Origin of the sequence: Sphingomonas sp. (genome assembly GCF_965200135.1) — a bacterium.
GTDB lineage: Bacteria > Pseudomonadota > Alphaproteobacteria > Sphingomonadales > Sphingomonadaceae > Sphingomonas.
On record NZ_CBDATK010000004.1, the window covers coordinates 313,055 to 339,475 of the forward strand.

A 26,421-nucleotide genomic window follows, 5' to 3' on the forward strand; every position below is an offset into this window, starting at 1 on the left:
AGCTCCCAAGCCGGGCGCGAGGGGATTGCGGCATGAAGCCGCGATACGCGCCGGTCGAGCCTTGATCTCCTGCCCTCGCATCCCCCATCCTGCGTTTCTGCTGTGTTCGCCGACGTCGGCCGGTCGCCGTTGTCCGCCGCACGCGGTCATGCTTGCGACGCCCTATTCTCGCGAGAGGCGACGAGATCGAGCGCGACGTCGACGATCATGTCCTCCTGCCCGCCCACCATGCGCCGCCGTCCCAGCTCGACCAAGATGGCGCGGGTATCGATGCCGTGATCCGCGCTCGCCCGTTCGGCGTGGCGCAGAAATGACGAGTAGACTCCGGCATAGCCGAGGCTCAGCGTTTCGCGGTCAACCCGAACCGGTCGTTCTTGCAGCGGGCGAACGAGCTCCTCTGCGGCGTCCATCAGGGCGAACAGGTCGCAGCCATGGTTCCAGCCTTTGCGATCGGCGGCGGCGATGAACACCTCCAGCGCCGCGTTGCCCGCGCCCGCGCCCATGCCGGCAAGGCTGGCGTCGACACGGATCGCTCCAGCCTGCACGGCGGTCAGGCTGTTGGCCACACCGAGCGACAGGTTGTGGTGTGCGTGGACGCCACGCTGCGTCGCTGGCTTCAGCACCCGGTCGTAAGCCAGCAACCGGGCGCGATAATCGTCCATATCCATCGCGCCGCCGGAATCGGTGACATAGATGCAGTGCGCACCATACCCCTCCATCAGCAGCGCCTGCTGTGCCAAGGCGTCGGGTGACGACATGTGGCTCATCATCAGGAAGCCGGACACGTCCATGCCGAGGTCGCGCGCGGCACCGATGTGCTGGCGGGCGATATCGGCTTCGGTGCAATGCGTAGCGATCCGCACCGATCGTACGCCCAGCGCATGCGCGTGACGCAGCTCCTCGATCGTGCCGATGCCTGGAATGAGCAGAGTCGTCAGCACTGCGCGATCCAGCACCTCCGCTACCGCCTCCAGCCATTCCCAGTCGGTATGCGCGCCGAAGCCGTAGGTGAACGACGATCCCGCCAGCCCGTCCCCATGCGCCACCTCGATCGCATCGACCCCGGCGGCGTCAAGCGCGCGTGCGATGCTGCGGACGTGATCGAGGCCGTAGCGGTGCCGGATGGCATGCATCCCGTCGCGCAGCGTCACGTCCTGAATATAGAGGTTGGTCGAGGTCGGATCGAACATCACGCCGCTTCCCTCATCAGCTGATGGGTCGCGATCCTTTCGGCCGTGGCGAGGGCAGCGGAGGTCATGATATCGAGGTTTCCGGCATAAGCGGGCAGGTAGTGCGCGGCGCCCTCCACCTCCAAAAACACCGTCGTCTTGATCCCCTCGAAGATGCCATGGCCAGGTATCCGTACCGGGTTGTTCGCGCCGAAGCGCTCGAATTGCACGCGCTGCTTCAACCGATAGCCGGGGACGTAGGCGTTGACCTTCGCCACCATCGCCTCGACCGCAGCGGCGATCGCGGCCTCGTCCGCGCCGGTGGAAAGCGTGACCACCGTGTCGCGCATCAGCATCGGCGGCTCGGCTGGATTGAGGATGATGATTGCCTTGCCAAGAGCGGCGCCGCCGACCTGCTCGATGCCGCGGCTGGTGGTCTCGGTAAACTCGTCGATGTTGGCGCGGGTGCCGGGGCCCGCGGATTTCGAGGCGATCGACGCGACGATCTCGGCATAATGCACGGTCGCTATCGCCGCGACCGCGGCGACGATCGGAATCGTCGCCTGACCACCACAGGTCACCATGTTGACGTTGGCGGCGTCCAGATGGGCGTCGCCGTTGACCACCGGGATCACATAGGGCCCGATCGCGGCGGGGGTGAGGTCGATCATTACTCTGCCGGCATCTGTAACCACCGTGCTGTGGCGCCGGTGGGCGCCGGCCGACGTCGCGTCGAAGACGATTTCGATATCAGGCCAGACGGGCAAGGCGACGAGGCCGTCGATCCCGTCGGCGGTGGTCGCCACGCCCAGTCGCGCGGCGTGCGCCAGCCCGTCCGACGCCGGATCGATTCCGACCATCGCTGCCATCTCCAACACGTCGGACTGACGCAGGATCTTGATCATCAGGTCGGTGCCGATGTTCCCCGACCCGATGATCCCCACCTTGACCTTCACGTTCAGCCCTTTCGTTCGACGGATCGCCGCTCAGCAATCGAGCGTGGTGTCGCGCTCCCATTGGGTCAGGTGGCGCGCATAATCGTTCCATTCGCCATGCTTGAGCTTCAGGTAGGCCGGCACGACCGGGCCGAGCGCGTCGCGCAGCACCGTCGAAGCCTCCAGCGACCGCAACGCGTCGAGCAGGTTGAGCGGCAGCTTCTTGGCATCGGCGATCATGTGGCCGTCGGTGTACATGTTGATGTCGAGCCGTGCGCCCGGATCGCGATGGTTGGCGATGCCGTCCAGCCCCGCCGCCAACGTCACCGCGGCGAGCAGGTACGGGTTGGCTGCCCCGTCGGCGAGGCGCAGTTCGAAACGGTCGCCTTCGGGCACGCGGATCATGTGCGTGCGGTTGTTGCCCGTCCACGTCACCGAATTGGGCGCCCAGGTCGCGCCGGACAGCGTCCGCGGCGCATTGATGCGCTTGTAGCTGTTGACGGTCGGGTTGGTCATCGCCGCCATCGCATCGGCCGAGTGGATCACGCCGCCGATAAAGCGCAGGCCCAACGGCGAGAGACCGTCGTCGCCGCCGACGAAGGCGTTGTCCTCGCCCTTCCACACCGAGACGTGCATGTGGCAACCATTGCCCGTCAGATGGACGAACGGCTTGGGCATAAAGGTCGCGCGTAGACCATGCTTCTCGGCGATGCTCCTGACCATGTATTTGAAGAACGCCTGCCGATCGGCGGTGACGAGCGCGTCGTCATATTCCCAGTTCATCTCGAACTGTCCGTTCGCGTCCTCGTGGTCGTTCTGGTACGGTCGCCATCCGAGCGCGAGCATGCAGTCGCAGATTTCGGTGATCACGTCGTAGCGGCGCATCAGCGCCTGCTGATCGTAGCAGGGCTTCACCTGGGTGTCGGCGACGTCGGCGACGCCGGTGCCGTCGGGCGCGATCAGGAAGAACTCGCACTCGACGCCCGTCTTCATCTGCAGGCCCTGTTCGGCCGCCTTGGCGATCTGCGCCTTGAGTGCGTTGCGTGGAGAGGCCGCGACCGGTAAATCGTTCATCCACAGGTCGGCGGCGAGCCAGCCCACCTCGGGCTTCCACGGCAGCTGGATCAGGCTGTCCGGATCGGGCCTGGCGAACAGGTCGGGGTCGGCCGGCGTCATGTCGAGCCAGGTGGCGAAGCCGGCGAAGCCCGCTCCGGCCTTCTGCATGCCACCGATCGCGGCGGCCGGCACCAGCTTGGCGCGCTGGCTGCCGAACAGGTCGGTGTAGGAGATCAGGAAATACTTGATGCCCTGTTGTTCGGCGACGCTCGCCAGATCGATGGTCATTCGTGCCGCCCCCGTTTCGTCAGAACTTGCCCGGTATCCAGTCGGTGCCGGCGAGCGGCACCCGCGCCATCGCCGCCGCCTCGATGGTGAGCGCGACGAGGTCTTCCGGTTCGAGATTGTGCAGATGGCTCTTGCCGCACGCGCGGGCGATCGTCTGCGCCTCCAGCGTCAGCACGGCGAGGTAATTGGCGAGCCGACGTCCCGCGGCGATCGGGTCTAGTCGGGCCGCCAGCACCGGGTCCTGCGTGGTAATGCCGGCCGGGTCGCGCCCCTCCTGCCAATCGTCATATGCCCCGGCGGTGGTGCCCAGCGCGCGATAGTCGTCCTCGAAAGCCGGATCGTTGTCTCCGAGCGCTACCAGCGCCGCCGTGCCGATCGCGACCGCATCGGCACCCAGCGCGAGCGCCTTGGCGACATCGGCACCGTTGCGGATGCCGCCCGATACGATCAGCTGCACCTTGCGGTGCATGCCCAGGTCCTGGAGCGCCTGCACCGCCGGGCGGATCGCGGCGAGGATCGGGATGCCGACATGCTCGATGAACACGTCCTGCGTCGCCGCGGTGCCACCCTGCATCCCGTCGAGTACGACCACGTCGGCGCCTGACTTCACCGCCAACGCGATATCGTAATAGGGCCGAGTCGCGCCGACCTTGACGTAGATCGGCTTTTCCCAATCGGTGATCTCCCGCAGTTCCTCGATCTTAATCTCCAGATCGTCGGGTCCGGTCCAGTCAGGATGCCGGCAGGCGGAACGCTGGTCGATCCCGTTCGGCAGGTTACGCATCTGCGCGACCCGATCGGAGATCTTCTGGCCGAGCAGCATGCCGCCACCGCCGGGCTTGGCACCTTGGCCGATCACCACCTCGATCGCGTCCGCCCTATGCAAATCCTCCGGGTTCATGCCGTAGCGCGAGGGCAGATATTGGTAGACGAGAATCTTGGACTGGCTGCGCTCTTCGGGTGTCATCCCGCCGTCGCCGGTGGTCGTCGAAGTGCCCGCCGCGCCGGCCCCCCGCCCCAACGCTTCCTTTGCCTGGGCGGACAGCGAACCGAAGCTCATGCCGGCAATGGTGATCGGGATGGCGAGATGGATCGGCTTTTTCGCGTAGCGGGTGCCGAGCCATATGTCGGTGGCGCACTTCTCGCGGTAACCTTCAAGCGGATACCGCGAAATGGAGGCGCCGAGAAACAGCAGGTCGTCGAAGTGCGGGAGCGCGCGTTTCGTGCCGGCGCCGCGAATGTCGTAGATGCCGGTCGCCGCGGCACGGCGGATTTCGGACAAGGTATAGGGATCGAACGTCGCCGATTGACGAGGCAACGTTTGTGGGATCTTGTCGGTGTCCATCGGCGCCTCAGTAAGCCGACGCATGATCGACGTGGAAATTGTAAAGCCGGCGCGCCGAACCATAGCGCTTGAAGTCGCCCGGCTGCACGGCCGTCACGCCCGCAGCTTCGAGCAACCGGCGCAGTTCGACGAGATGCTCGTCGCGCATCGGCTTCTCGACACAGTCGGCACCTAGGCTCTTCACCTTGCCGCGCACGAACAGCCTTGCCTCGTAGATCGAGTCGCCGAGCGCATCGCCCGCGTCACCCAGCACGACGAGATTTCCGGATTGCGCCATGAACGCGCTCATCGGTCCGATCGAGCCCTTCACCACAATGTCCACGCCCTTCATCGAAATGCCGCAGCGTGCAGACGCGTCGCCATCGATCACCAGCAGGCCGCCATTGGCGGTTGCCCCTGCCGATTGGCTGGCGTCGCCCTTCACGTGCACCTTGCCCGACATCATGTTCTCGGCGACCCCGACCCCGGCATTACCCTCGACGACTACAGTGGCGCGACTGTTCATCCCCGCACAGTAGTAACCGGCGTGACCGGCGATCTCGACCGTGACCGGCGTATTCAGCCCGACGGCCAATGCGTGCTGGCCGTGGGGGTTCTCGACCCGCCACAAGGTCTGGTTGGTGTCGGCGGGCAGCCGGTGAAGCTGCTCGTTCAGTTCCCGCCTGGTGCTGGCCGCAAGGTCGACCACCATCATCGAGCGCGTTCCCAAGCGTAGACGCGCGCCGGTTCGGGTTCGAACACGCGAGCATGCTCGATACCTGGCAACCCGACCAGCGCGCGATACTCGGAGCCGAAGGCGACGTACCGGTCGGTTTCGGCCATGACCGCCGGCTTGCACGAGATCGGATCCCGGACCACGGCGAAGCCGCCCTCGGTGCCGACGACGAGGGTGAAGAAGCCGTCGAGGTCGCCGAGACTATCTTCCAACGCCTCGGCAAGAGTGGAACCCTCGCGCAGCTTCCAAGCGAGATAACCGGCGGCGACTTCGCTGTCGTTGTCGGTGGCGAACGCGATGCCCTGAGGCTCGAGCATCCGGCGCAGCGAGCGATGGTTCGAGAGCGAGCCGTTGTGCACCAGGCATTGGTCCGCGCCGGTTGAGAAGGGGTGTGCGCCATCGGTCGTGACGGCGCTCTCGGTGGCCATGCGGGTATGGCCGATGCCGTGCGTGCCCGCCATGCCCGCAAGCCCGAACCGGCTGGTGACATCGGCCGGTCTGCCGACCTCTTTGTAGAGCTCTATTCGTTGCCCGGCACCGATGACGACGAGGTCGGGTCGCTCGGCAGCGAGCCAGGCGCGTACCTGCTGCTCTTGGTCGCCGGGAAAGCTCAGCACCAGATGACTGTCGCGCACCACCGCTCCGACCTCGCTACCGATTGCGGTTGCGACACTGTCGAGATCGGCACCACGTATCGTCAGCTTGATACGGCCGGGGTCACCCGCGCCGTACACAGCGAACCCGGCGCTGTCCGGCCCACGATCGCTCATCACCTCAAGCATCCCGGCGAGCAGCGATCCGAGTTGCGGCTCCAGCGCGGAGTCTTTCAGAAACAGACCGACGATGCCGCACATTGCGCGAGGTCCTTGGGAGGTGAACCTGACGCCTAACCTCTGCTTGGAGATCGGTCAATCTTCACGAATATCATTTTCCTGTGAAGAAACTGCCAGCACTCAGATTTCGCTGCGGGGGTAGATGATAATCGACAGGTAGCGAGTTTCCTCGCTGGCCAGCGTTTCGGGTCCATGCAGCGCACTGCTGTCGAACAGGAGGGAGTCGCCTGGGGCAAGATGATAGACCTCTGATCCGTGGCGATAATCGACCGAGCCCTTGAGCATGTAGAGGAACTCGACACCGGCATGGCGGAAGCCCGTGTGTGCGGCGGCATTCTCGCGCAAGGTGATGAGGTAAGGTTCGACCGCGACGTCGCCGCGAAGTACGTGCCCGAGCAATTGGTAGACGTGCCCCACCTTCGTACCGCGACGCTCGATCGTCAAACCCTTGCCGTCGGGGACATACGAGCAGTCCTGCCGCTCCTCGAAGGAGGCGAATAACGACGACAGCGGTACTTGTAGCACCGCGGCGATGGCCTGCAGTGTGGAAAGCGACGGCGAGATGCCGCCGTTCTCGATCTTCGACAGCATACCGTTCGAGATGCCGGCAGCCGCGGCAAGATCGGCGACGGAGAGATCATGTTGCCGGCGCACGGTCCGGACCTGATTGCCGAGCGCCTTTTCAAGGTTCCGTTCCGGGACCGCCGGTGCCGCTGATCCGGTCGGAAGGTCGTCGCCTTCTCCAGAGAACGATCGAACTGAGATGACCTGATGCTCCACCGGCACAACCGAAACAGTGTCTAGTTGGAGCGAGAGGTCATGTCATCAGCGGCATGGTCAATCCCGGAAAACGACGGTCTTCTGGCCATTGGCGAGCGCGCGGCCTTCGAGATGCAGGGCGACCGCGCGGGCCAGCACACGCCGCTCGATGTCGCGGCCCTTACGGACCAGATCATCCGCGCTGTCGGCGTGACTGATTCGCTCGACGTCTTGTTCAATGATCGGCCCCTCGTCCAGGTCGGCGGTCACATAATGCGCGGTGGCACCGATCAGCTTGACGCCACGCGCATGCGCCTGATGATAAGGCTTGGCCCCTTTGAACCCCGGCAGGAAGCTGTGGTGGATATTGATGCAGCGTCCTTCGAGGAAACCGGCGAGATCGTCCGACAGGATCTGCATATAGCGGGCGAGCACCACGAGTTCCGCACCCGTCGCCTCGACGATATGTTTGATCGAGGCTTCCTGCTGGTGCTTCGTCTCCGCCGTAACAGGAAGAAAATGGAACGGAATGGTGCCGAGGTCGGTGTCAGCGTAAGTTTCACGCGGGTGGTTCGACACGATGCCGACCACCTGCATCGCTAGTTCGCCGATGCGATGGCGGTAGAGCAGGTCGACCAGGCAATGGTCGAATTTCGAAGCGAGGATCAACACCCGGCGCTGCTCGTCCCGGGGGCGGAACGCCCAATCCAGCCTCAATTCGGCCGCCAACGCCTCGAACCCCCGCCGGAACGCCGCGGCGTCCTCCACGGATGGCAGCGCGGCGGCGATACGCATGAAGAAGCGGCCGGTCTCCACGTCGTCGAACTGATGTGCTTCCTTGATGTCGCCGCCGTGGCGGAACAGCTCGGCGGTGACCCTGGTGACGATCCCCGGGCGATTGGGGCAGGAGAGGGTGAGCAGATAGGCGGCAGCCATCGGGTCCTCGGCGATGAACGGGGATGTCAGAGGGTGGGCGTGGTGTGGTCGAGCCAGCGACGAAAGCTCGAGGCATAGCTGCGAAACGTGGCGATATCGTAAGTCGGGCGCTCGTCGACCTGCCACAGGATTACCCCGATGTGCGCGATCACCGTGCTCGCGGCCGAACCGGCGCCGAACCTGTCGGAATGCAGATCGATGCCCACGCCGCGCTGGAGCAATTTGCGCGCGCCCGCGCCCGACAGCCGCTGCACGACATAGGCGCTCGATTGGTCGGCGACCGAGGCGAGGCCGGTCAGCGTCCGCGCCACCACCTCGGCGTGATCGGCGCTGGCAGGGCTGGCGAGGAGAAGCCAGGTGCCGGGGCCGGTCCCGATCACCGTGCGATCGGCGGCGAAGATCGCTCGCGGTCCGCGCGGCATCTCGATCTCGAGCGCTGCGCCGATCGCGGCCGCGTCGATGCCCTTGCGCGCCATCACGGCGGCGATCCCCAGCCCGTCGCGACAGGTGACGACGAGGGCCTCAGCCACGGACGCGAGCACTTTCGGGATCGACGAACACGGGATGGCAGACTTCCGCCTCGACGTCGGCGCCTCGCACCGGATCGTGTACCGCGATCCGTTCCCCATGCCGCCCTGGGCCGTCGGTCAGTAGCGCCAGCGCGATTCCGTGGCCGAGCGTCGGCGAATAGGCGGCGGAGGTCACGTACCCCTCGTCATGGGCAGCGGTGCGCGGCGCGTCCGTGCGAAGAAGGTGCCCGCCGGCCCTGATCTTCGCCGTGCGATCGACCGGTCGCAGCCCGACCAGCGCCGGTCGCGTCGGATCGGCGAGACCGGGACGTGCCGCCATGACCCGGCCGATGAAATCCTTTTTCGTCGACATCATTCGGCCCATCCCGAGATCCGTAGCTGTGGTGGTGCCGTTGAGCTCGCTACCCGCCGGATGTCCTTTTTCGATCCGCATCACCCCGAGCGCCTCGGTGCCGTAGGCCACCGCGTCGAACAGGTCGCCGACCTCGAACAGGCGGCGCAGCAATGCCTCGCCATGAGCGGCCGGCACGCCGATCTCGAACGCCAATTCGCCCGAGAACGACAAGCGGAAAAGCCGTGCCGGCAGACCGTTCCAGCGGATCCTCGCCGCCGCCATGTACGGGAAGGCCGCGGTCGTCAGGTCCACGTCCGGGAGCACGACCTGAAGCAGCGCACGCGATCGTGGGCCGGCGACGGAATACGTCGCCCACTGCTCCGTCACGGACGTCGCCTGAACGTCGAGTTCGGGCCAGAGCACCTGGCGGGCATGGTCGATGTGCTGCATCACCCTTGCGGCGTTCACCGTCGTTGTCGTGACGAAGAAACTGTCTTCGGCAAAGCGTGTGGTGGTGCCGTCGTCCATCACGAACCCGTCTTCACGGAGCATCACGCCGTAACGTGCCTTGCCGATCGGCAGGGTGGAAAAGGTATTGATGTACAGCCGATCGAGGAGCAGGCCCGCGTCCGGCCCCTGCACGTCGATCTTGCCCAACGTCGATACGTCGCAGATGCCGACGCCGCCGCGGGTCGCCGTCACCTCGCGGTTGACGCTATCGAGCCAGTCGCGCTCGCCTGCCCGCGAGAACCACTGCGCGCGCTTCCACATCCCCGCGTCGACGAAACTGGCTCCCTGCACGGCCGCCCAATCGTGGCTGGCGGTGCGGCGCTCCGGCTGGAAGCTGGTGCCGCGATGACGACCGGCGAGCACGCCGATCGCGACTGGTTGATAGGGCGCGCGCGACAGCACCGTGCCCGCCTCCGCGATTGACTTCCCTGTCGCCGTGGCGAGCAGCGCATGGCCGTTGAGCTGGCTGGATTTGCCCTGGTCGGTCGCCATGCCGAGCGTGGTGTAGCGTTTGAGATGCTCGATCGAGACGAAGCCCTCGCGCGCGGACAGCGCGATGTCCTTGTCGGTCACGTCGTGCTGAAAATCGACGAACGCCTTGCCGCGACCCGGCGTGTGCCACAGCGGGCGGACTCCGGCCGGCTCGTCGGCAACGGCGAAGGACGGTGCGGTTGCCGCCTTGCCGAGCGCATCGGCAGCGGCGACGGCCTGGGAGGCGCCGTGGTTCAATGCGCGGGCCAGCGAGTAGTGTCCTGCTGCCGCTCCGGCCGGTGCGAGGCCGGGCGATGTCGTGTCCAGCAGGAAGGTCTGTAACGCATCGGACCAGACCGGCCGCGCGCCCATGTTGCTGCCGAGGCCGATCGCAGGATTCCAGCCGCCGCTCATCGCGACCAGATCGCACGCGATCCGGCGGGTGCGGCCGCCGGCGAGCCTCACCGCCACGCTGCGGACAGGCGCGCCGATCGCATCGGTCACGACCGCGCCAAGCAGGATTTCGGCACCCCCTCGGCGCAGCACTTCTACCTGCGGCGGCGCCGTGTCGCGCGGGTCGATCACGGCGGCCACCTCGATGCCCGCAGTCATCAGATCCGCTGCGGTTTGCCAGCCGCTGTCGCTGCAGGTGAACACCACCGCGCGCCGACCCGGCAGCGCGGCGAAGCGGTTGACGTAGGTGGATATGCCCGCAGCGGTCATCACACCCGGTCGGTCGTTGCCGCCGAATACCAGCGGCCGCTCCAAAGCGCCGCTTGCGACGATGGCCCGCTTTGCGACTATCTTCCACAGCCGCTGGCGAGACTGACCGGCGGGCGAAGAGGGCAGGTGGTCCGAAAGGCGCTGGACGGCGACATATTCCGGCCCATCATATACGCCCACGACGGTCGTGCGGGAAAGCACGCGGACGGTGGGAAGCGCGCCCAGTTCGCCGGCGATCCGTTCCGACCAGGTCGCGCCCGCCTGCCCGTCGATCTCGTGACGCTCGCCGAGCAGTCGTCCGCCGAGGCGAGTGTCCTCCTCGGCCAATATGACGCGCAGGCCGGCGCGTCCGGCGGTCAGCGCGGCGGCCAGACCCGCAGGGCCGCCGCCGATCACCAACAGGTCGCAGAAGCCGTGCTCGCGGTCGTAGGTGTCGGGATCCGGCAAGCCGGAGAGCGCGCCAAGGCCGGCGGCGCGGCGGATCAGCGGCTCGTACAGTTTTTCCCACAAGGCTGCCGGCCACATGAAGGTCTTGTAATAAAAGCCTGCGGCAAAGATCGGTCCGAACAACTGGTTCACTGCCATCACGTCGAAGCGCAGGTTCGGCCAGCGGTTCTGGCTGTACGCCACCAGCCCGTCAAACAGCTCGATGGTGGTCGCCCGCGTGTTCGGCTCGGCATGCGCACCGGTGCGCAGGGTGACGAGCGCGTTGGGCTCTTCCGACCCGGCGGTCAGGATGCCGCGGGGGCGATGGTATTTGAACGATCGGCCAACCAGTCGCACATCGTTCGCCACCAACGCCGACGCGAGCGTGTCGCCCTCGAAACCCGAATACCGGCTGCCATCGAAGGTGAACGACAGCGGTTGCGTCCGATCGATCAGCCCACCCTTCGCCCGGCGGCTCATCGCGTCAGCTCCGCGCCGTGGATTTCGTGGGTGCGCGTGTCACGCATAACCACCATCCAGTTGCGGCAGCCCAGGGCGTGATACCAGTGCTCGCGCATCGGCCCGGCGGGATTATCGCGAATATAGACATAGTCGAAGAACGCCGCCTCGTCGTGAGGGCGCTGGGGCGCCGCATCGCCTCGGTAGACGAACTCCTGCGCATCGCGATCGCCACAATAGGGGCAGGGGATCCTCATCGTTCTCGCCTCAATGCAGGTTCGGCTGAGCGCCGGCCCCCTTCTCGTCGATCAAGTGCCCGGAGCGGAACCGATCAAGCCGGAAGCCGGTGGCGGTGTCGTGCGAACGACCGGTGGCGAGCAGATGGGCAAAGCACCAGCCGGAGGCCGGCGTGGCCTTGAAGCCGCCGTAGCACCAGCCGGCGTTCAGATAGAGACCGGACAGCGGGGTGGTGTCGATTATCGGTGAGCCGTCCATCGACATGTCCATGACCCCGCCCCAGCTCCGGAGTAGCCGGGCACGACCGATCATCGGCATCAGCGCCATCCCGCCCTCGCACACGCCCTCGACCACGGGCATGTTCCCGCGGCTCGCGTAGCTGTTGTAGCCGTCGATATCGCCGCCGAAGACAAGCCCACCCTTGTCCGACTGGCTGATGTAGAAATGGCCGGCGCCAAAGGTGATCACGCCGGGGATGATCGGTTTCAGGCCTTCGCTGACGAATGCCTGCAGGACGTGGCTCTCGATCGGCAGACGGAGCCCCGCCATCGCAGCGACACGCGAGCTGTTGCCCGCGACCGCCATGCCCACTTTGCCCGCACGGATCGGGCCCCTCGTCGTCTCGACGCCAACTACCGCCCCCGCCGTATCGCGCAGAAATCCGGTCAACTCGCAATTCTGGATGATGTCGACGCCAAGCGCCGAGGCGGCGCGCGCGTAGCCCCAATTGACCGCATCGTGCCGCGCCGTGCCGCCGCGTGCCTGGTAAAGTCCGCCGACGATGGGAAAACGCTCCGTATCGAAGTCGAGAAATGGTGCTTGTCGACGTACCGCATCGCGATCGAGCAGGTCGGATTCGACCCCTTGCAACCGCATCTCGTTACCGCGCCGGGCGTAGGAGTCGCGCTGGCCGTCGGAGTGGAACAGGTTGAGCACACCGCGCTGGCTGACCATCGCGTTATAGTTCAGCTCCTGCTCGAGCCCCTCCCATAGCTTCATCGACCATTCGTAGAACGGCACGTTGCCGGGCAGGAGATAGTTGGAGCGGATGATAGTGGTATTGCGGCCGGCGTTGCCGCCGCCGATCCAACCCTTTTCGATCACCGCGACGCGGCGGATGCCATGCATCCTGGCAAGGTAATAGGCCGTCGCAAGACCGTGACCGCCACCACCGACGACTATGATGTCATAGCCTTCGGCCGGACTCGCGTCCCGCCACACCGGCCGCCAGCCGCGGTTGCCGCCGAGCGCCTGGGCAGCGAGCGAGAGGATCGAGTATCGTTTCGTCACTAAGTCGAAAGTAACTTCTTCGGCGTTGCGCTGCTTGTCTATATGCGTCGTCGGCATGTCCACCAACGCCGTCTCTCATATCGGCCTACTGCTGATCGACGGCTTCGCCCTCATGTCCTACGCTGCCCTGATAGAGCCGTTTCGCGCCGCGAACGTGCTGGCGGGCACCAAGCTATACGACTGGAAGCATATCGCGCTGACCGACGGCCAGGTGATCGCGTCGAACGGCGCACGGCTGGTGGCCGACCACAGCATCGCCGACGCCGGCGATCACGAGACGCTGTTCGTCTTCGCCGGTGGGGATCCGGCACGTTTCCGCGACGAGGCCTGCTTCGGCTTTCTACGCGCGCAGGCGCGACGCGGCGTCGCCATCGGCGGCATTTCGGGCGGACCCTTCTTGCTCGCGCGGGCCGGGCTGCTCGCCGGGCGGCGCGCGGCCATCCACTGGGAACACGCCGCAGCACTGCGCACCGAGTTTCCCGACCTGCGGCTCGAACAGGGCCTTTATGTGATCGACGGTAGCCGCATGACCTGTGCGGGCGGCACCGCGGGCCTCGATCTCGCGCTCGCTCTGATCGAGCGTGATCACGGCGGGCTGCTCGCGCAACAGGTGGGTGAGTGGTTCATCCGGCCCGGGCTGCGCGGTGCTCATGATGCCCAGCGGACCGATGTCGCCGTTCGCCACGACACGGCGAACCGACGGCTGCTGCCGATGCTCTCGGCGATGGAGGCAGCGATCGAAGAGCCGTTGTCGCGGAGCGATCTGGCCGAACGGGCGGGCATATCGCTGCGCCAACTCGAACGACTGTGTCAGGCCGAACTCGGCGCCGGCATCGGCGAGGTCTACATTACGCTACGCCTCGATCGTGCCCTGGAGTTGCTGCGTTCGACCGGCCTGTCCGTCACCGAGGTCGCGATGGCCTGCGGCTTCCGCAGCGCCGCGCATTTTTCGCGCCGCTTCACGCAGCGGCATCGGCGAACCCCTGTGTCCGCCCGATCAGGTCGTTAGAAGGGAGACATGACGTCGGTCTTGACCGGCGCGGAATGCTGACGGCGGCAGGCATGCCGTCCGTCGCGGCTACGGCAGTCGGTGGAGCGATGCCCGATCCGGCCGTTCCTCCGAATCCATCGATCCGGCATCACTCTTACGCGCAGTGTCACGCCTCGACGATCGTCGACCTGGCGGACGGCACGATTGCCGTCGCATGGTTCGGGGGAAGTGAGGAGGGGGCAGCCAACGTCGTGACCCCGTCCGACGGGCGACAGCAGCTGGTCTACATCCCAGCGCAGATTTGCCCGATCGCCCGAAGGACGGCGGCCGGCGTTGGGCATCGCGCGTTCCGTCAATGGCCTTCATTGGCATCAAGCGCCGACCTTGGAGCGCGCGCCGCTTCACGACGGCTATGCCTATCCGGCGGTCATCCAACGCCGGGACGGGCTCGTGCACGTCACCTACTGGGATCGTCGGCGCATTCGGCACATCGTACTCGACCCGGCGCGACTCACCTGACTTGGGTGAGCCGCGCCGCATAGCCGCCCGCACCGAGAAGCCGCATCACCAATGGTCGACCGGCGTCCACCCGCGCGGCGATATGACCGGTGACGTTGCGGTTTGCGGTGTCGGCATAGCCGTCGAGCGTCCAGCCGGCCCCCCTCAACATCGAGAGTCGGACGGTAAGGGTGCGCGCCCTGCGATCGGTGATCGCGCCCAGCCACCAGTCTTTGCCCTTTCGCCGAGCGATCACGATATACTTACCGACCTCGCCAGCCAGCACGCGCGTCTCGTCCCAGGTCGACGGGGTTGCGGCGACGAAGCCGAACTCGGGCGCGCCAACGTACCGTGCCGGGGTGTCGGCGACCATCGGCAGCCCGTTCTCCACCACCACATACGTCGCCAGCGCCCGCGCTCGCGTACCCATCACCTGCGGCGCACTGTTGCGGTTGCGAAAGTCGCCGGGCGAAACCGCGTCGAAGCCACCCTGGTGAATGTCCATCGGCCCGGCAAGCATTCGCGTAAACGGCGTAGTCACCTCATGTTCCGGCGTGCTGCCCGGATTGTCGGCGAACTTGTCGTACTCGGTGCCGCGAACCGCTTCACGGCTCAACATGTTCGGCCAGGTCCGGTTCTCACCGGTAGGCTTGTAGGCACCGTGGTAGACGACGGTCATTTGGCGATCTGCCGCCTTGCGTGCGATCTCGTCGTAGAAGGCGACCATGTCTTGATCGTCTCGATCCATGAAGTCGACCATCAATCCCTCGATGCCCCATCGCTGCCACTGGTCGAGCGCGGCATCGAGTTGCGCCTTCAGCGGCACCCAGTGCGTCCATAGCCGCAGCCGCACACCACGCAGGCGAGCGCGGGCCAAGATCGCGGCCATGTCGATCCCCGCGCGGGCGCGGGTGAGGTCCTGGACGTTCCCGTCGGGGGCGATCGGGCCGGCATACCAAGCTTGGCCGTTGACCCCGTCGAGCGTGTGATAGGGAATGCCGTGCGCGGCATCGAAGTCGATATACGCCAGCATGGTGGCGGTGTTCAGGCCGGGCGCGAACTTCTGCCCAGCCCAGACATAGTCGTTCCACCAGGGAAAGCTGGTCTTGCCCGGCTTTACCCAAGACCAGTCGCGATCGTCGGGCGGCGGGTTGAGGAGGGTCACAAGATTCGACTCGATCAAGCTTCCCGGCGTGTTGCCCAGCATCACCACGCGCCATGGTGACACGTGATCGCCGGGGCCGCCGGTCACCGCGACTCCGGGTCGACCGGGGCGCGGCGACAACCGCGAGCCGAACCCCGGCCTGCCGGCATGGCGCACCAGGTACAGTCCCGCCCAGTCGTGCAGTGCCGCCTCGGTGATCCCCGCCCAGACGGCGCCGCGCCGGACCAGCAGGGGCAAGGTGATGAGCCTACCCTCCGCTGCCGCCCGATCGAGCGTTCCGGTGCGGTAATAGGCCTCGTAGGATGACGTAAAACTTCCTGCCGGCGCCGCCCAAACGCGCGCGGATGCGGGGACACCGAATCCGGCGTCCTCGTCGGCGATGGCGAAGTCGCCAGACGTATGGAAGCGCCAGCGGTAGGCGACGCCGTCGTCGTAGGCGCGAACGACCAGTTCTAGGGGCTCGTTGCCATCGGTCATGGTGACCACGACTTCGTTGTAGCGGTCGCGTGCACTGCTCGCCTTGCCGAGCAAGCCGGTTACCAGCGCGTCGCCGGAGGAGCGGCGGACGGAGCCCGCGAGTTTCAGGGGCAGCGTCGGGCGATCGGCGCGGCGCAGCCGGAGCGGGGCCGGATCGAGTACCGGTCTGCCGCGCCATGATAACGCCCATCTGGGCGTACCCGCGGCCGATAGCGAGACCATCACCGCCGCCACGCGGCCAGGTGACCGAACGACCACGTCCGCACCAGCGGGCGAGCTTCCGAGCAGCATCGCTAGGATCACAGTGATGGATGTGCGCAGCGTCTGGACCTTCGCCTCGACGATTCTCTCAAGGCACTTAGCCTTAGCCGCTGTGGCAGGCGACGCGCCAGTGGTGACTTGACTGGACGGACTTTTTACCAACAAATAGCGCTGAATGACCGCGTCTTCGTGATCACAGACGGCGTGTCAGCATGAGGACGTGTATGCTAGACCCGATCGACCATCGTGGGACTGACGCGTGCCGGGAGCGCAAGTGCGTTCCGCCGCCGTTCTTGGCCACCGCCCACCGGCGCTCGAACCTGCGTAGCTCGGTGGGTGAAGGGCAGACGCGGTTCCCGCTGTCGCTTCTCGCCCGGCTGGCAGAACCGCGGATGGAACTCGGTCACGGCTTCCGGGAGGTCGGCAAATGAGGCGCGTTCCATCGATCCTCTTGCTCTTGTCGCTGGCTTCCGCGCCGGCACGTGCAGACCAGCACTTCTCCGACGAAGTCTTCTTCGATACCAGCTTGGCGCCGGATGCCTTTCACTACAGTCGGGGGCAGGCGACCGGTGGCAGCCGGCTCGCACTGGTGGCCGACAAACTGCCGGTGACCGGCGCGCATGTGATTAGCGGCCCCAATGCACTGCGCCTTGCTTGGACTTCCGCGAAAGAGGGCAACTGGTCGGCCGAAGTCAACAGCTATCGCTGGCGGAACCGTCCCGATCGGTGGGCGGGCACGACCCTCTATGCCTGGGCGTGGAGCGACGCCGGGATCGCCGCTGCGGATCTGCCACAGGTGGCGCTCGTCGACCTTACCAAGAATCCTACCCGAGCGCAGCCGCTAGCCGCCTTTGCTGGCGGCATACCGGCCCGCCGATGGACGCGGATCGTGATCCCGCTTGATCGCTTCACCGCCAGCTCGATTCACGGCTTCGATCCCGCGCGGCTGGGCGGGCTGGTGTTGTCGCAAGGGGCGGCCGGCGACGGACGCGCGCACGAGCTGATTCTCGACGATCTGCGGATCCAAGCCGAGCCAGGTTCGACAACGCCACCACCGACGCCGGCCGGGCTTACCGCGACCGGCTATGAGCGCCACGTCCTGCTTCAATGGCATCCGGTGAACGACCCCGACCTGGCGCAATATGTGATCTACCGCTCACTCAATGGCGGAGGGTGGCGATCGATCGGCGTGCAGCGGGCGGGGGTGACAGCCTATTCCGATTTCATCGGTGATCCGCACGCGCGCATCGCCTATCGCGTGTCTGCGCGCACCTCGGCGCTTGCCGAATCCGCGGAGTCGGTTGCGGCACGCGCGGCGACGCACCCGATGACCGACGACCAGCTGCTGACGATGGTCCAGCAAGCGAGCTTCCGCTATTACTGGGACGCGGCCGAGCCGAACTCGGGCATGGCGCGTGAGAGCCAGCCGGGCGACGACGACACGATAGCGCTGGGCGCTTCGGGGTTCGGGGCGATGGCGATGATCGTCGCCGCCGACCGTGGCTTCGTGCCGCGCGAGGCCACGGTCGCAAGGCTGAACCGTATCACCGGTTTCCTCGAGCGAGCCGATCGTTTCAAGGGTGCGTGGGCGCACTTCATGTCTGGCCGCACCGGGAAGGCGCTGCCGCTATTCCAGATCTACGACGATGGTGCCGACCTGCTGGAAACCGCCTTCATGATGCAGGGGCTGCTCGCCGCGCGCGGCTATTACACCCGCGCTACGCCAGAAGAGCAAGAGCTGCGCGCCCGGATCACACGACTGTGGGAGGCGATCGATTGGGACTGGTTCCGCGCGACGCCCAAGCGCGATGCGCTCTATTGGCACTGGTCTCCCAATTACGGCTTTCAGATCGCAAACCGGATGGAAGGTTTGAACGAGACGATGATCCCGTATCTTCTCGCTATCGCCTCGCCCACCCATCCTTCGCCGGCATCGATCTACGACACCGGCTTCACCCGCCAGAACGACAACCCCTATGGCGGTTATGGCGAGCGTTACGGGGTGCCGCGGACGTTCTTGGGCATCACAACCACTCAGAACTACTTCCCGCAGACGGCAATCTCGAAAGGTAGTCCAGGTCCTCTGTTCTTCACCCACTACAGCTTTCTCGGCTACGATCCACGCGGAGTGAAAGATCGCTTCAGCAACTATTTCGACGCCAACCGGCAGATCGCGCGGATCAGCCAGGCGTATTCGATCGCTAATCCGGCGAAGTTCAAGGGGTATGGTGCCGATAGCTGGGGACTGACTGCCGTTGATGGCCCCGAGGATGAATACCACGAGTATAAGCCGTTTCTGACCGATGACGGTACGGTGGCGCCGACCGGGGCGGTATCCAGCTATGTCTATACACCCGAGGCATCGATGCTCGCGATCCGGCATTGGTATCGTGATCTGGGCGCCGGATTGTGGGACATCTATGGCTTTCGTGACAGCTTCAACGAGCAGCGCGACTGGTATTCGGGTATTACCATGGGTCTGAACCAGGCGCCGCAGACGGTGATGATCGAGAACGCGCGCACCGGCCTCGTCTGGCGTTCGTTCATGGCCAATCCGGAGATCGCCACCATGCAACAGAAGATCCGATTGCAGCGCGATGCACGGTAAGACGGGCCACCGCCCGATACGTCTGCTGGCACCGCTCCTGGCGATGGCGCTGGCTCAGTCCGCATGGGCCGAGCCGCAGGGGGACGGCCCGGCCGTGCGCGCCGCGGCGATCGTCGCCAAGATGACGCGCGAGGAAAAGCTGCGTTACGTCCATGGCTTCTTTCCGGTTTTTAAAAAGCCGCTGCCGCCTGAAATGGCGAATGCAGCGGGGCATGTGCCGGGCGTGCCGCGCCTGGGCATACCGGCGTTGCGCGAAAGCGACGCTAGCCTGGGCGTCGCCAACAACATGGAGCAGCGCGCTGGCGATACCGCGACCGCGTTGCCGAGCACGCTGGCGCTGGCGTCCAGCTTCGATCCCGCGCTTGCCCGTGCGGCCGGTGCGATGATCGGTGGCGAAGCGCGTGCCATGACATTCAACGTGATGCTCGCCGGCGGCGTCAATCTAACCCGCGACGCCTGGGGCGGGCGCAACTTCGAGTATTTCGGTGAAGACCCGCTGTTGAGCGGGATCATGGCCGGCGCGGCCGTAGCCGGCGTTCAATCCAATCACATCATTTCGACCGTCAAGCATTTCGCGTTCAACGCACAGGAAACCGGACGCGACGTGCTCGACGCGCGGCTAGATGCCGACGCGCTGCATGAAAGCGATCTGCTCGCGTTTCGTATCGCCATCGAGGATGGTCGCCCGGGATCGGTGATGTGCGCCTACAACAAGGTGAACGGCGTCTATGCTTGCGAGAACCAGTGGCTCCTCACCGACGTGCTTCGCGCAGAGTGGCGGTATCCGGGGTTCGTGATGTCCGACTGGGGGGCGGTGCACTCTACCGAACAGGCGGCGATCGCGGGACTGGATCAGGAGTCCGGCCAAGAGCTGGATACCAAGATCTACTTCGGCGCGCCGCTCGCTGCCGCCGTCGCCGCAGGAACCGTACCGGAGGCGCGACTCGACCAGATGGTGACGCGCATCCTCACGGCGGTGATCGCCAGCGGTCTGTATGACGATCCGGTGCCTGCGACGAGGCAACCGATCGACGATGCCGCGCATGCGGATGTGGCGCAGCGCGTCGCCGAGGCGGGCATGGTCCTGCTTAAGAACGAGCACGGCATCCTGCCGCTCGCGCGCACCGCCCAGCGGATCGTCCTCATCGGCGGGCATGCCGATGTCGGGGTATTGTCCGGCGGTGGCTCGTCGCAAGTCCGCTCGGTGGGCGGCATGCCAGTCGAGATCCCACTGACCCAGGGCGCGGCGAGCAGCTTTGCGCGGATCTCCTGGCATGCATCCTCGCCGCTCGCGGCGCTCAGGGTCGCCTCGCCCGATGCGACCATCACGTACGTGGACGGCACCGACAAGGCGGCGGCCGCCACGGCCGCGCGCGATGCCGACCTGGCGATCGTCTTCGCTACCCAGTGGCGCACGGAGGCGCAGGATCTGCCTAGTCTGTCGCTGCCCGATGGCCAGGACGACCTGATCGCCGCGGTGGCGAAGGCTAATCCGCGGACCGTCGTCGTGCTCGAAACCGGCGGCGCGGTGCTGATGCCGTGGCTCGATGCCGTCGATGGAGTCGTCCAGGCGTGGTATTCGGGCCAGCGCGGCGGGGTGGCGCTCGCCAGGTTGTTGATGGGGGATGTCGACTTCGGCGGGCGCCTCCCGCTCAGCTTTCCCCGTGCCGCGACCCAGCTGCCGCGCGCCGGGCCTGCCGATCCGGCGAGACCGGTCGCCTATTCCGAACGCGCGAATGTCGGCTATCGCTGGTTCGCCCAAACGCGGCAGACGCCGCTGTTCGGCTTCGGCTACGGCTTGAGTTATGGGCAGGTGGCGTTCAGCGGCGTTCGCTTCTTCGGCGGGCCGCATCCACGCGTCGAAGCGACGATCCGCAACGTGGGAAGGCGCGCCGCCATCGCGGTGCCGCAACTTTATCTGGTCGGGCCGGAGCATGCGCCGACCCGCCTGGTCGGCTGGGCCCGAACAACGCTGGCGGCGGGGGAGCAGCGGCAGGTCACGATCGAGGCCGACCCCCGGCTGCTCGCGCGCCGCCGGAACGGCGGCTGGGCTGTCGCGTCCGGCCGCTATCGCCTGTCGATCGGCACCGATGCGGCGACCATGATCGCAAGCCGCGATGTGGCGATCACCGCGGCGACGGTCGCGCCGTGATGCTGCGGTGGTTCTTGCCTAGACTGCGATCACAGGTTACAACCTGTTGGCGGTCGAAGCGCATGAGGGGTGGGTTCTATGTCTCGGCATAAGCTGGTGCTGATCGGAGCGGGCAGCACCGTCTTCACGCAGCGCCTGGTAGCCGACATCATTCTCGCCGGCGAAGCGGACAGGTGGGAGCTGGCGCTGGTCGACATCGATCCCGTGACGCTGGATGCCGTCGAGAAGCTGGTCGGCAAGATGCTGCATGCCAAGAACGCCGACATCCCCGTTACTGCCACGGTCGATCGTCGCACCGTGCTCGGCGGCGCCGATTACGTGGTCACGACGATCGCGGTGGGTGGCCGGATCGGATGGCAGCGCGATATCGAGATCCCGCGTACCTATGGCATCTTCCAGCCAGTGGGGGACACCGCCTTGCCCGGCGGCATATCGCGCGCCATGCGGATGATCCCGCAAATGATCGGTATCGCGCGCGACATCGCCGATCTGTGCCCTGACGCTGTCTTCTTCAACTATTCGAATCCGATGACGGCGATCTGCCGCGCCATCCGCAAGGAAACCGGCGTTCCGGTGATCGGCCTGTGTCATGGCGTTCATCATGTGGAGGGCGTGATCGGACGCTTCCTGGGCGTCGAGGACGGATCGGTCTCGTCGTTCGGGGTCGGCCTCAATCATCTTACCTTCCTCACCCGGTTGTTCCACAACGGCGCGGACGCCAAGCCGCTGATCCGCGCCAAGATCGACGCGCAGAAGGCCGGTCTCGACGCCGAGCTGGCGAGCAAGAGCGTCTGGGCGAACATCGTCGAGGGGCGGGCACCGCGTTATGCCGACAACCCTTTCTCATGGGGCATGTTCGAGAAATATTCGGTCTTTCCCTGCGCCATGGACCGGCATGCGGTGGAGTTCTATCCCGAGCGGTTTCCGGGCGGGGCGTATTGTGGCCAGCGTCTGGGGCGAGAGGCTTTTCCGATCGACGAGCGGATCGCCTTGGGTGACAAGTGGTTCGACGAGATGCTTGCCATCGCCAACTCGGACCAGCCGCTGCCGCCGGCCTACTACGAGAACGTGCCGGGCGAGAGCGAGCAGCTGCTCGAGATCATCCATTCGCTGCAGCGCGACGAGCGCAAGGTGTTCTCCGTCAACATGCCGAACGCGGGGCAGGCACCGTACCTGCCCAGAGACGCGATCATCGAGTGTAACGCTTCTGCGGTCGGCGGCGGTTTTGCCGCGCTGATGGCCGACGATTTGCCAGCGGCGCTGATCGCCAAGCTCCAATCCAAGATTTCCGCCATCGAGATCACAGTCGACGCCGCGCTCAAGGGTAGCCGCGACTTGATGCTGGAGGCGCTGCTTGCCGACGGGGCGGTGAGCGATCCCGATACGGCTCGGTCGTTGCGAGACGACCTGATCGACGCGCATCACGCATATCTGCCGCAGTTCGCATGAGCTGCCGCGCCGCCACCCTTTCGATGGTACAACGGCGGCGGGTCGCGCCGGCATCGGGCGGGATGGGGCGCACATGATGCTCTTCCGCTCCGACTTCGATCGACGGATCGATCTGCCGGGGGCGGGGCCTTGCGCGCGACCGACCGATGTCGATCAGGGGCGGACGGGTTTCTCGGACCTGGTGTCGCTGCGGGTCTATTCGTTCGTCCAAGGAATGGAGATCGACGGCGAGGCGGAAGACGACGAGGTGTTCATCGTCTTGATGCGCGGTGAGGCCGACCTCGTGATATCCAGCGGTAGCGCTATGACCGAAATCCCGCTTCGTCACGACGGCGGCTCGCACGTGATCTATATGCCGCCCTCCGCTTCTTATCGGCTGAGCGCGATCCGCGATTGCGACATCGCTTATGCACGAACGAAGCCGGTAGGCGGCGACCCTCGGCCGCCGAGAGGTTTCGCGGCGAAGGGCGGCCGCCTCGAGATCATCGGGTATGCGACCGGCATGGATGTCGCGCTCGCAACGATCAGCGCGGGCGAGACCGTCGACCAGGTCGAGCCACCATCGGAGCGGTTCGTTCACGTCCGGTCCGATGACGGCGGTAGTGCAAGCATCGGTGAGCATCGGCTAAACGACTGGGACACAATCGCCGTCGGCAGCGGTGAGCGCGTCTTGCTGAAGGGACACGCCGGATCGGTCGACATGCTGATGATAACGGGATTGCAGCGCCACGGCGAAAGATCGCAAGGCTCTGATGTGGGAAACGAATAGGCCGCGATACGTGGCGAAAATAAGAAGGGGACTCCCAATGCCGATTGCCAGAACCTCACGCGCGGTGCTGCTTGCCGGCGTAACGTTGTTCTTCCCGATCAGCGCCTTCGCGCAGACCGTGCCGACGACCGACGCGCAGTCTGTGCCGCCGTCGACCGACCCGGCGACCGCGGCACCGACCGACGCCGCGCAGGCACCGGTCGATCAAGCGGCACCGGGGGGCGACGTAATCGTCACCGGATCGCGCATCGCGCGACCGGACTTCGAAGCGCCCAACCCGATCGTCTCGTTCAATGCGACCAACATCCAGCAGTCGGGTAACACCAACCTGACCGACTTCCTGCAGCGGGTGCCGGCGCTGACCGGATCGCGGGACCGCGCTGATACCTCGGGCGGCAACGGCACCTACGGGAGTTTCGGCCAGACCGGGCTGAACGAACTGAACCTTCGAAACCTGGGCACCAACCGCACGCTGGTGCTGGTCAACGGCCGCCGCCACGTGGCGGGCGAGGCGAACACCGCGGCGGTGGACATCAACAGCATCCCGACCGATCTGATCGAGCGGGTCGACGTGCTGACTGGCGCGGTCGGCGCGATCTACGGGGCCGACGGCGTGACCGGCGTGGTCAACTTCATCCTGAAGCGCGACTTCGAGGGGCTCACCGGGCGCGCGCAGATCGGCGTCTCCGACTATGGCGATGCCGGTAACCACTTCGCGTCGCTCGCGGCGGGAAAGAATTTCGGCGGCGGCCGCGGCAACATGACGCTGACCTATGAATATAATTCAGACGATGCCGTCAGGAACGATGATCGTCCTTTCCTGACGTTTGCCCAACGTAAGTATCTGATCCCCAACGATGGCGCGGGACCGTCGAATATTCTGGTCGGACAGATCCGATATGGGGGCGAGTCGCCACTCGGCTATGTATTCGTCGGGGGAAACGCGAATCAGGAATTCGACGGGCTCGGCCGGCCTTACGACAGCGGCACCCCCGCGGCTTATTACCAGGTCGGCGGCGTCGGCAGCGAAGTCGCAGGGTTCTACCAGGGCGATCTGTTCCCCAAGACAGAGCGGCATGCGGTCAACCTGCTCAGTCACTATGATTTCTCCGACGCGTTCAAGCTGTCGGTCGAGGCCAAATATGTCCAGAACCGCGCTAGCAGCTTCGGACAGATCACCGGCAGCTATGGTATCCCGATCAGCATCAACAATCCGTACATTCCGACAAGTATCTACGCTGCAGCGATTTCGGGCGGCACCACCGTGGTCGGACCAGACGGCGTCAGCACGTTCACGCCTGCGTCCATATCGGTCAGCCGCGACAATTTCGATTACGGCCGTCCTGGCGAAGAGGACTTGCGCCGCACCTACCGGGGGGTGGTCGACGCATCGGGACGGATATCGGAACACGCTACATGGGACGCCTATTACGAATATGGGCGAACCACCGTTCGTACCACCAAAATAGGTGACCGCCTCGCCAAGCAATATACCGATGCGATCGACGCCGTGCGCAATCCTGCAACCGGCCAGATCGTGTGCAATCCCGCAAACAACCCGACGACCGGCTGCATTCCGATCAGCCTGTTTGGCGCGGGGCCTGCGACACCAGAACAACTCGCCTATTTCCGAGTGAGCGACGTCAACCTCGCGCGCATCGAGCAGCATGTCGCGAGTGCGAGCATCAGTGGCGATTTCGGGCAGTTCTTCGCGCTGCCGGGCGGACCGATAAAGTTCGCGTTCGGTGGTGAGTACCGGCGAGAATCCAGTCGGTTCGATCCTGATCCCCGGTTCAACGCACTCGATCCGGTCACCAATACGACCGGCAGCCTTTTCTTCCAGTATGACGAGCCTGCGCTTGTGCAGCCCTCTCGCGGCCACTTCGACGTCAAGGAAGCCTTTGGCGAAATCGACCTGCCGCTTCTAAGGAATGTGCCGTTCGCCAATGTCCTGTCGGTAGGTGCGGCCGGGCGTTATTCGGATTATTCGACGGTGGGGAGCACCAACACCTGGCAGTTCAACGGCACTTGGGCACCGATCCGGGATATCACTTTCCGCGGCAGCTATGGCCGGTCGGTGCGAGCGCCCAACATCGGCGAGTTGTTTCAGCCGACCTCTTCGACTTCCGCGTTCTTTACCGACCCCTGCACACCCGACCAGATCAATAACGGGACCCGGTTTCGTGCGGCGAATTGCGCGGCGACGCTCGCCGCCGTCGGCGCGGTATCTAGGCCGGGCCTGCAGACCGGCAATTTCGTCAACGGCACTTCGACCGGGAACCGCAATCTCGATCCCGAAGTGGCCAAGACGTGGACAGCTGGCGTCTTGTTGCGGCCGAGCTTTCTACCCGGCTTCAATGCTGCAATCGACTGGTATGACATCAAGCTGACCGGTGCGATCAACACCGTCGATCCTAACGGTCTCGCCGTACAGTGCGTCGACCAGCCGACTGTGCCGAACCAGTTTTGCAACCAGTTCACCCGCGCGCAGGGCACCGGCATCATAACCGGCTTTACCGTCGGGCCTCTCAACGTGGCACAGTTCCGAACGGCCGGCCTGGACGTCAATATAAATTACGTGTTTCGCGTGGCCGGTGCCGGTACGTTCGATCTGAGGTTTGTCGGGGGCTATCTCGACAAGCTGGAGCAGGTGGGCATTCCCGGCGCACCCGCTACCAACAATGTCGATCAGGCAGGTTCACCGCAATACACCGCTAATTTCTCGCCTACATGGACGCTCGGCGGACTGGCCATCAACTATAACCTGCGATGGAACGACAAGACACTGACATATGATCGCAACACTATCGCAGCCGATCCCAATGTCGTGGCGGCCCAGTATTTTCGTTACTCCGCACTTTGGCAGCATGATGCACAGGTCAGGTATCAGCTCGACAACGGCTTCGCCTTTTACGTGGGGGTGAACAACTTCACCAATCAGAAGCCCGATGCATATTCATACGGAACCAGCACGCCGATCTCGCCGCTGGGACGGGTTTTCTATGCCGGTGCCAAGTTCAACCTTGGGCGCTGAC

Annotated in this window: 21 protein-coding genes; 7 read left to right on the top strand and 14 right to left on the bottom strand. The window is 65.3% G+C overall.

All coding sequences use genetic code 11. The features are described from left to right. Positions 1–146: 146 nt before the first annotated feature. The 12 genes from dmpG to ACOFKS_RS03760 all read right to left on the bottom strand — a co-directional run bounded on the left by dmpG (position 147) and on the right by ACOFKS_RS03760 (position 13,073). A complete protein-coding gene (gene dmpG, locus ACOFKS_RS03705) occupies positions 147–1,190 on the bottom strand; it encodes a 4-hydroxy-2-oxovalerate aldolase (protein ID WP_419807891.1) in 1,044 nt (347 codons plus the stop codon). Then, positions 1,190–2,131: an acetaldehyde dehydrogenase (acetylating) gene (locus ACOFKS_RS03710; protein ID WP_419807950.1), complete on the bottom strand. Its 942-nt coding sequence runs from the start codon at positions 2,129–2,131 to the stop codon at positions 1,190–1,192. The genes dmpG and ACOFKS_RS03710 overlap by 1 nt, the downstream gene beginning before the upstream one ends. Positions 2,132–2,155: 24 nt before the next feature. Then, positions 2,156–3,448, bottom strand: coding sequence for a type III glutamate--ammonia ligase (gene glnT, locus ACOFKS_RS03715; RefSeq protein WP_419807892.1), 1,293 nt, complete (start codon positions 3,446–3,448; stop codon positions 2,156–2,158). 19 nt (positions 3,449–3,467) lie between these two features. Continuing rightward, a complete protein-coding gene (locus tag ACOFKS_RS03720) occupies positions 3,468–4,793 on the bottom strand; it encodes an FMN-binding glutamate synthase family protein (RefSeq protein ID WP_419807893.1) in 1,326 nt (441 codons plus the stop codon). 7 nt (positions 4,794–4,800) lie between these two features. Further along, positions 4,801–5,487 (bottom strand): protein glxC, encoded by a 687-nt coding sequence (locus ACOFKS_RS03725; RefSeq protein WP_419807894.1) that lies wholly within the window; start codon positions 5,485–5,487, stop codon positions 4,801–4,803. Beyond that, positions 5,484–6,362, bottom strand: a complete 879-nt coding sequence (locus ACOFKS_RS03730; RefSeq protein WP_419807895.1) for a class II glutamine amidotransferase — start codon at positions 6,360–6,362, stop codon at positions 5,484–5,486. Before ACOFKS_RS03730 ends, ACOFKS_RS03725 begins: the two co-directional genes overlap by 4 nt. Before the next feature lie 99 nt (positions 6,363–6,461). After that, on the bottom strand, positions 6,462–7,121 hold the full coding sequence (locus ACOFKS_RS03735) for a helix-turn-helix domain-containing protein (protein WP_419807896.1): 660 nt from the start codon (positions 7,119–7,121) through the stop codon (positions 6,462–6,464). A 57-nt stretch (positions 7,122–7,178) separates the two neighbouring features. Further along, on the bottom strand, positions 7,179–8,036 hold the full coding sequence (gene purU / locus ACOFKS_RS03740) for a formyltetrahydrofolate deformylase (RefSeq protein ID WP_419807897.1): 858 nt from the start codon (positions 8,034–8,036) through the stop codon (positions 7,179–7,181). 26 nt (positions 8,037–8,062) lie between these two features. After that, positions 8,063–8,566 (bottom strand): sarcosine oxidase subunit gamma, encoded by a 504-nt coding sequence (locus ACOFKS_RS03745; RefSeq protein WP_419807898.1) that lies wholly within the window; start codon positions 8,564–8,566, stop codon positions 8,063–8,065. Then, entirely contained in the window at positions 8,559–11,510 is a 2,952-nt protein-coding gene (locus ACOFKS_RS03750) for a sarcosine oxidase subunit alpha family protein (RefSeq protein ID WP_419807899.1), read from the bottom strand. The genes ACOFKS_RS03745 and ACOFKS_RS03750 overlap by 8 nt, the downstream gene beginning before the upstream one ends. Then, complete coding sequence (locus ACOFKS_RS03755; RefSeq protein ID WP_419807900.1) at positions 11,507–11,746, bottom strand: sarcosine oxidase subunit delta; 240 nt, start codon at positions 11,744–11,746, stop codon at positions 11,507–11,509. Before ACOFKS_RS03755 ends, ACOFKS_RS03750 begins: the two co-directional genes overlap by 4 nt. Positions 11,747–11,756: 10 nt before the next feature. After that, the gene (locus ACOFKS_RS03760) at positions 11,757–13,073 is read right to left on the bottom strand and encodes a sarcosine oxidase subunit beta family protein (RefSeq protein ID WP_419807901.1); all 1,317 of its coding nucleotides are present in this window, start codon (positions 13,071–13,073) and stop codon (positions 11,757–11,759) included. Here ACOFKS_RS03760 and ACOFKS_RS03765 point away from each other — a divergent pair. Then, a complete protein-coding gene (locus ACOFKS_RS03765) occupies positions 13,072–14,025 on the top strand; it encodes a GlxA family transcriptional regulator (protein WP_419807902.1) in 954 nt (317 codons plus the stop codon). The genes ACOFKS_RS03760 and ACOFKS_RS03765 overlap by 2 nt on opposite strands. Before the next feature lie 315 nt (positions 14,026–14,340). Next, positions 14,341–14,526 (top strand): hypothetical protein, encoded by a 186-nt coding sequence (locus ACOFKS_RS03770; RefSeq protein WP_419807903.1) that lies wholly within the window; start codon positions 14,341–14,343, stop codon positions 14,524–14,526. On the opposite strand, the gene ACOFKS_RS03775 is transcribed toward ACOFKS_RS03770, so the two are convergent. Further along, positions 14,519–16,438: a glycoside hydrolase family 97 protein gene (locus ACOFKS_RS03775; RefSeq protein ID WP_419807951.1), complete on the bottom strand. Its 1,920-nt coding sequence runs from the start codon at positions 16,436–16,438 to the stop codon at positions 14,519–14,521. The two genes, ACOFKS_RS03770 and ACOFKS_RS03775, sit on opposite strands and share 8 nt — an antisense overlap. Before the next feature lie 397 nt (positions 16,439–16,835). Here ACOFKS_RS03775 and ACOFKS_RS03780 point away from each other — a divergent pair, with 397 nt between their 5' ends. Further along, positions 16,836–19,016 (top strand): glucoamylase family protein, encoded by a 2,181-nt coding sequence (locus tag ACOFKS_RS03780; protein WP_419807904.1) that lies wholly within the window; start codon positions 16,836–16,838, stop codon positions 19,014–19,016. Continuing rightward, the gene (locus ACOFKS_RS03785; protein ID WP_419807905.1) at positions 19,006–21,168 is read left to right on the top strand and encodes a beta-glucosidase family protein; all 2,163 of its coding nucleotides are present in this window, start codon (positions 19,006–19,008) and stop codon (positions 21,166–21,168) included. Before ACOFKS_RS03780 ends, ACOFKS_RS03785 begins: the two co-directional genes overlap by 11 nt. A 36-nt stretch (positions 21,169–21,204) precedes the next feature. On the opposite strand, the gene ACOFKS_RS03790 is transcribed toward ACOFKS_RS03785, so the two are convergent. Continuing rightward, positions 21,205–21,417 (bottom strand): hypothetical protein, encoded by a 213-nt coding sequence (locus ACOFKS_RS03790; protein ID WP_419807954.1) that lies wholly within the window; start codon positions 21,415–21,417, stop codon positions 21,205–21,207. Between ACOFKS_RS03790 and ACOFKS_RS03795 the strand changes: the two genes are divergently transcribed. The 3 genes from ACOFKS_RS03795 to ACOFKS_RS03805 all read left to right on the top strand — a co-directional run bounded on the left by ACOFKS_RS03795 (position 21,319) and on the right by ACOFKS_RS03805 (position 26,420). Further along, positions 21,319–22,617 carry a hypothetical protein gene (locus ACOFKS_RS03795; protein ID WP_419807952.1) on the top strand — a complete coding sequence of 433 codons (1,299 nt, stop codon included), beginning with the start codon at positions 21,319–21,321 and terminating at the stop codon, positions 22,615–22,617. The genes ACOFKS_RS03790 and ACOFKS_RS03795 overlap by 99 nt on opposite strands. A 73-nt stretch (positions 22,618–22,690) precedes the next feature. Further along, on the top strand, positions 22,691–23,386 hold the full coding sequence (locus ACOFKS_RS03800; RefSeq protein WP_419807906.1) for a 5-deoxy-glucuronate isomerase: 696 nt from the start codon (positions 22,691–22,693) through the stop codon (positions 23,384–23,386). 37 nt (positions 23,387–23,423) lie between these two features. Beyond that, positions 23,424–26,420: a TonB-dependent receptor plug domain-containing protein gene (locus ACOFKS_RS03805; RefSeq protein WP_419807907.1), complete on the top strand. Its 2,997-nt coding sequence runs from the start codon at positions 23,424–23,426 to the stop codon at positions 26,418–26,420. Position 26,421: the final 1 nt, after the last annotated feature.

Bases quoted from the DNA above. Each gene is read 5' to 3' on its own strand.
- ACOFKS_RS03775 (WP_419807951.1), bottom strand. From the start codon at position 16,438: ATGCTGCTCGGAAGCTCGCCCGCTGGTGCGGACGTGGTCGTTCGGTCA.
- ACOFKS_RS03805 (WP_419807907.1), top strand. From the start codon at position 23,424: ATGCCGATTGCCAGAACCTCACGCGCGGTGCTGCTTGCCGGCGTAACG.
- ACOFKS_RS03800 (WP_419807906.1), top strand. From the start codon at position 22,691: ATGATGCTCTTCCGCTCCGACTTCGATCGACGGATCGATCTGCCGGGG.
- dmpG (WP_419807891.1), bottom strand. From the start codon at position 1,190: ATGTTCGATCCGACCTCGACCAACCTCTATATTCAGGACGTGACGCTG.
- ACOFKS_RS03760 (WP_419807901.1), bottom strand. From the start codon at position 13,073: ATGCCGACGACGCATATAGACAAGCAGCGCAACGCCGAAGAAGTTACT.
- ACOFKS_RS03725 (WP_419807894.1), bottom strand. From the start codon at position 5,487: ATGATGGTGGTCGACCTTGCGGCCAGCACCAGGCGGGAACTGAACGAG.
- ACOFKS_RS03720 (WP_419807893.1), bottom strand. From the start codon at position 4,793: ATGGACACCGACAAGATCCCACAAACGTTGCCTCGTCAATCGGCGACG.
- ACOFKS_RS03730 (WP_419807895.1), bottom strand. From the start codon at position 6,362: ATGTGCGGCATCGTCGGTCTGTTTCTGAAAGACTCCGCGCTGGAGCCG.
- glnT (WP_419807892.1), bottom strand. From the start codon at position 3,448: ATGACCATCGATCTGGCGAGCGTCGCCGAACAACAGGGCATCAAGTAT.
- ACOFKS_RS03755 (WP_419807900.1), bottom strand. From the start codon at position 11,746: ATGAGGATCCCCTGCCCCTATTGTGGCGATCGCGATGCGCAGGAGTTC.
- ACOFKS_RS03790 (WP_419807954.1), bottom strand. From the start codon at position 21,417: ATGCAGCATCTTGCCGACCAGCTTCTCGACGGCATCCAGCGTCACGGG.
- ACOFKS_RS03785 (WP_419807905.1), top strand. From the start codon at position 19,006: ATGCACGGTAAGACGGGCCACCGCCCGATACGTCTGCTGGCACCGCTC.
- ACOFKS_RS03780 (WP_419807904.1), top strand. From the start codon at position 16,836: ATGAGGCGCGTTCCATCGATCCTCTTGCTCTTGTCGCTGGCTTCCGCG.
- purU (WP_419807897.1), bottom strand. From the start codon at position 8,036: ATGGCTGCCGCCTATCTGCTCACCCTCTCCTGCCCCAATCGCCCGGGG.
- ACOFKS_RS03765 (WP_419807902.1), top strand. From the start codon at position 13,072: ATGTCCACCAACGCCGTCTCTCATATCGGCCTACTGCTGATCGACGGC.
- ACOFKS_RS03750 (WP_419807899.1), bottom strand. From the start codon at position 11,510: ATGAGCCGCCGGGCGAAGGGTGGGCTGATCGATCGGACGCAACCGCTG.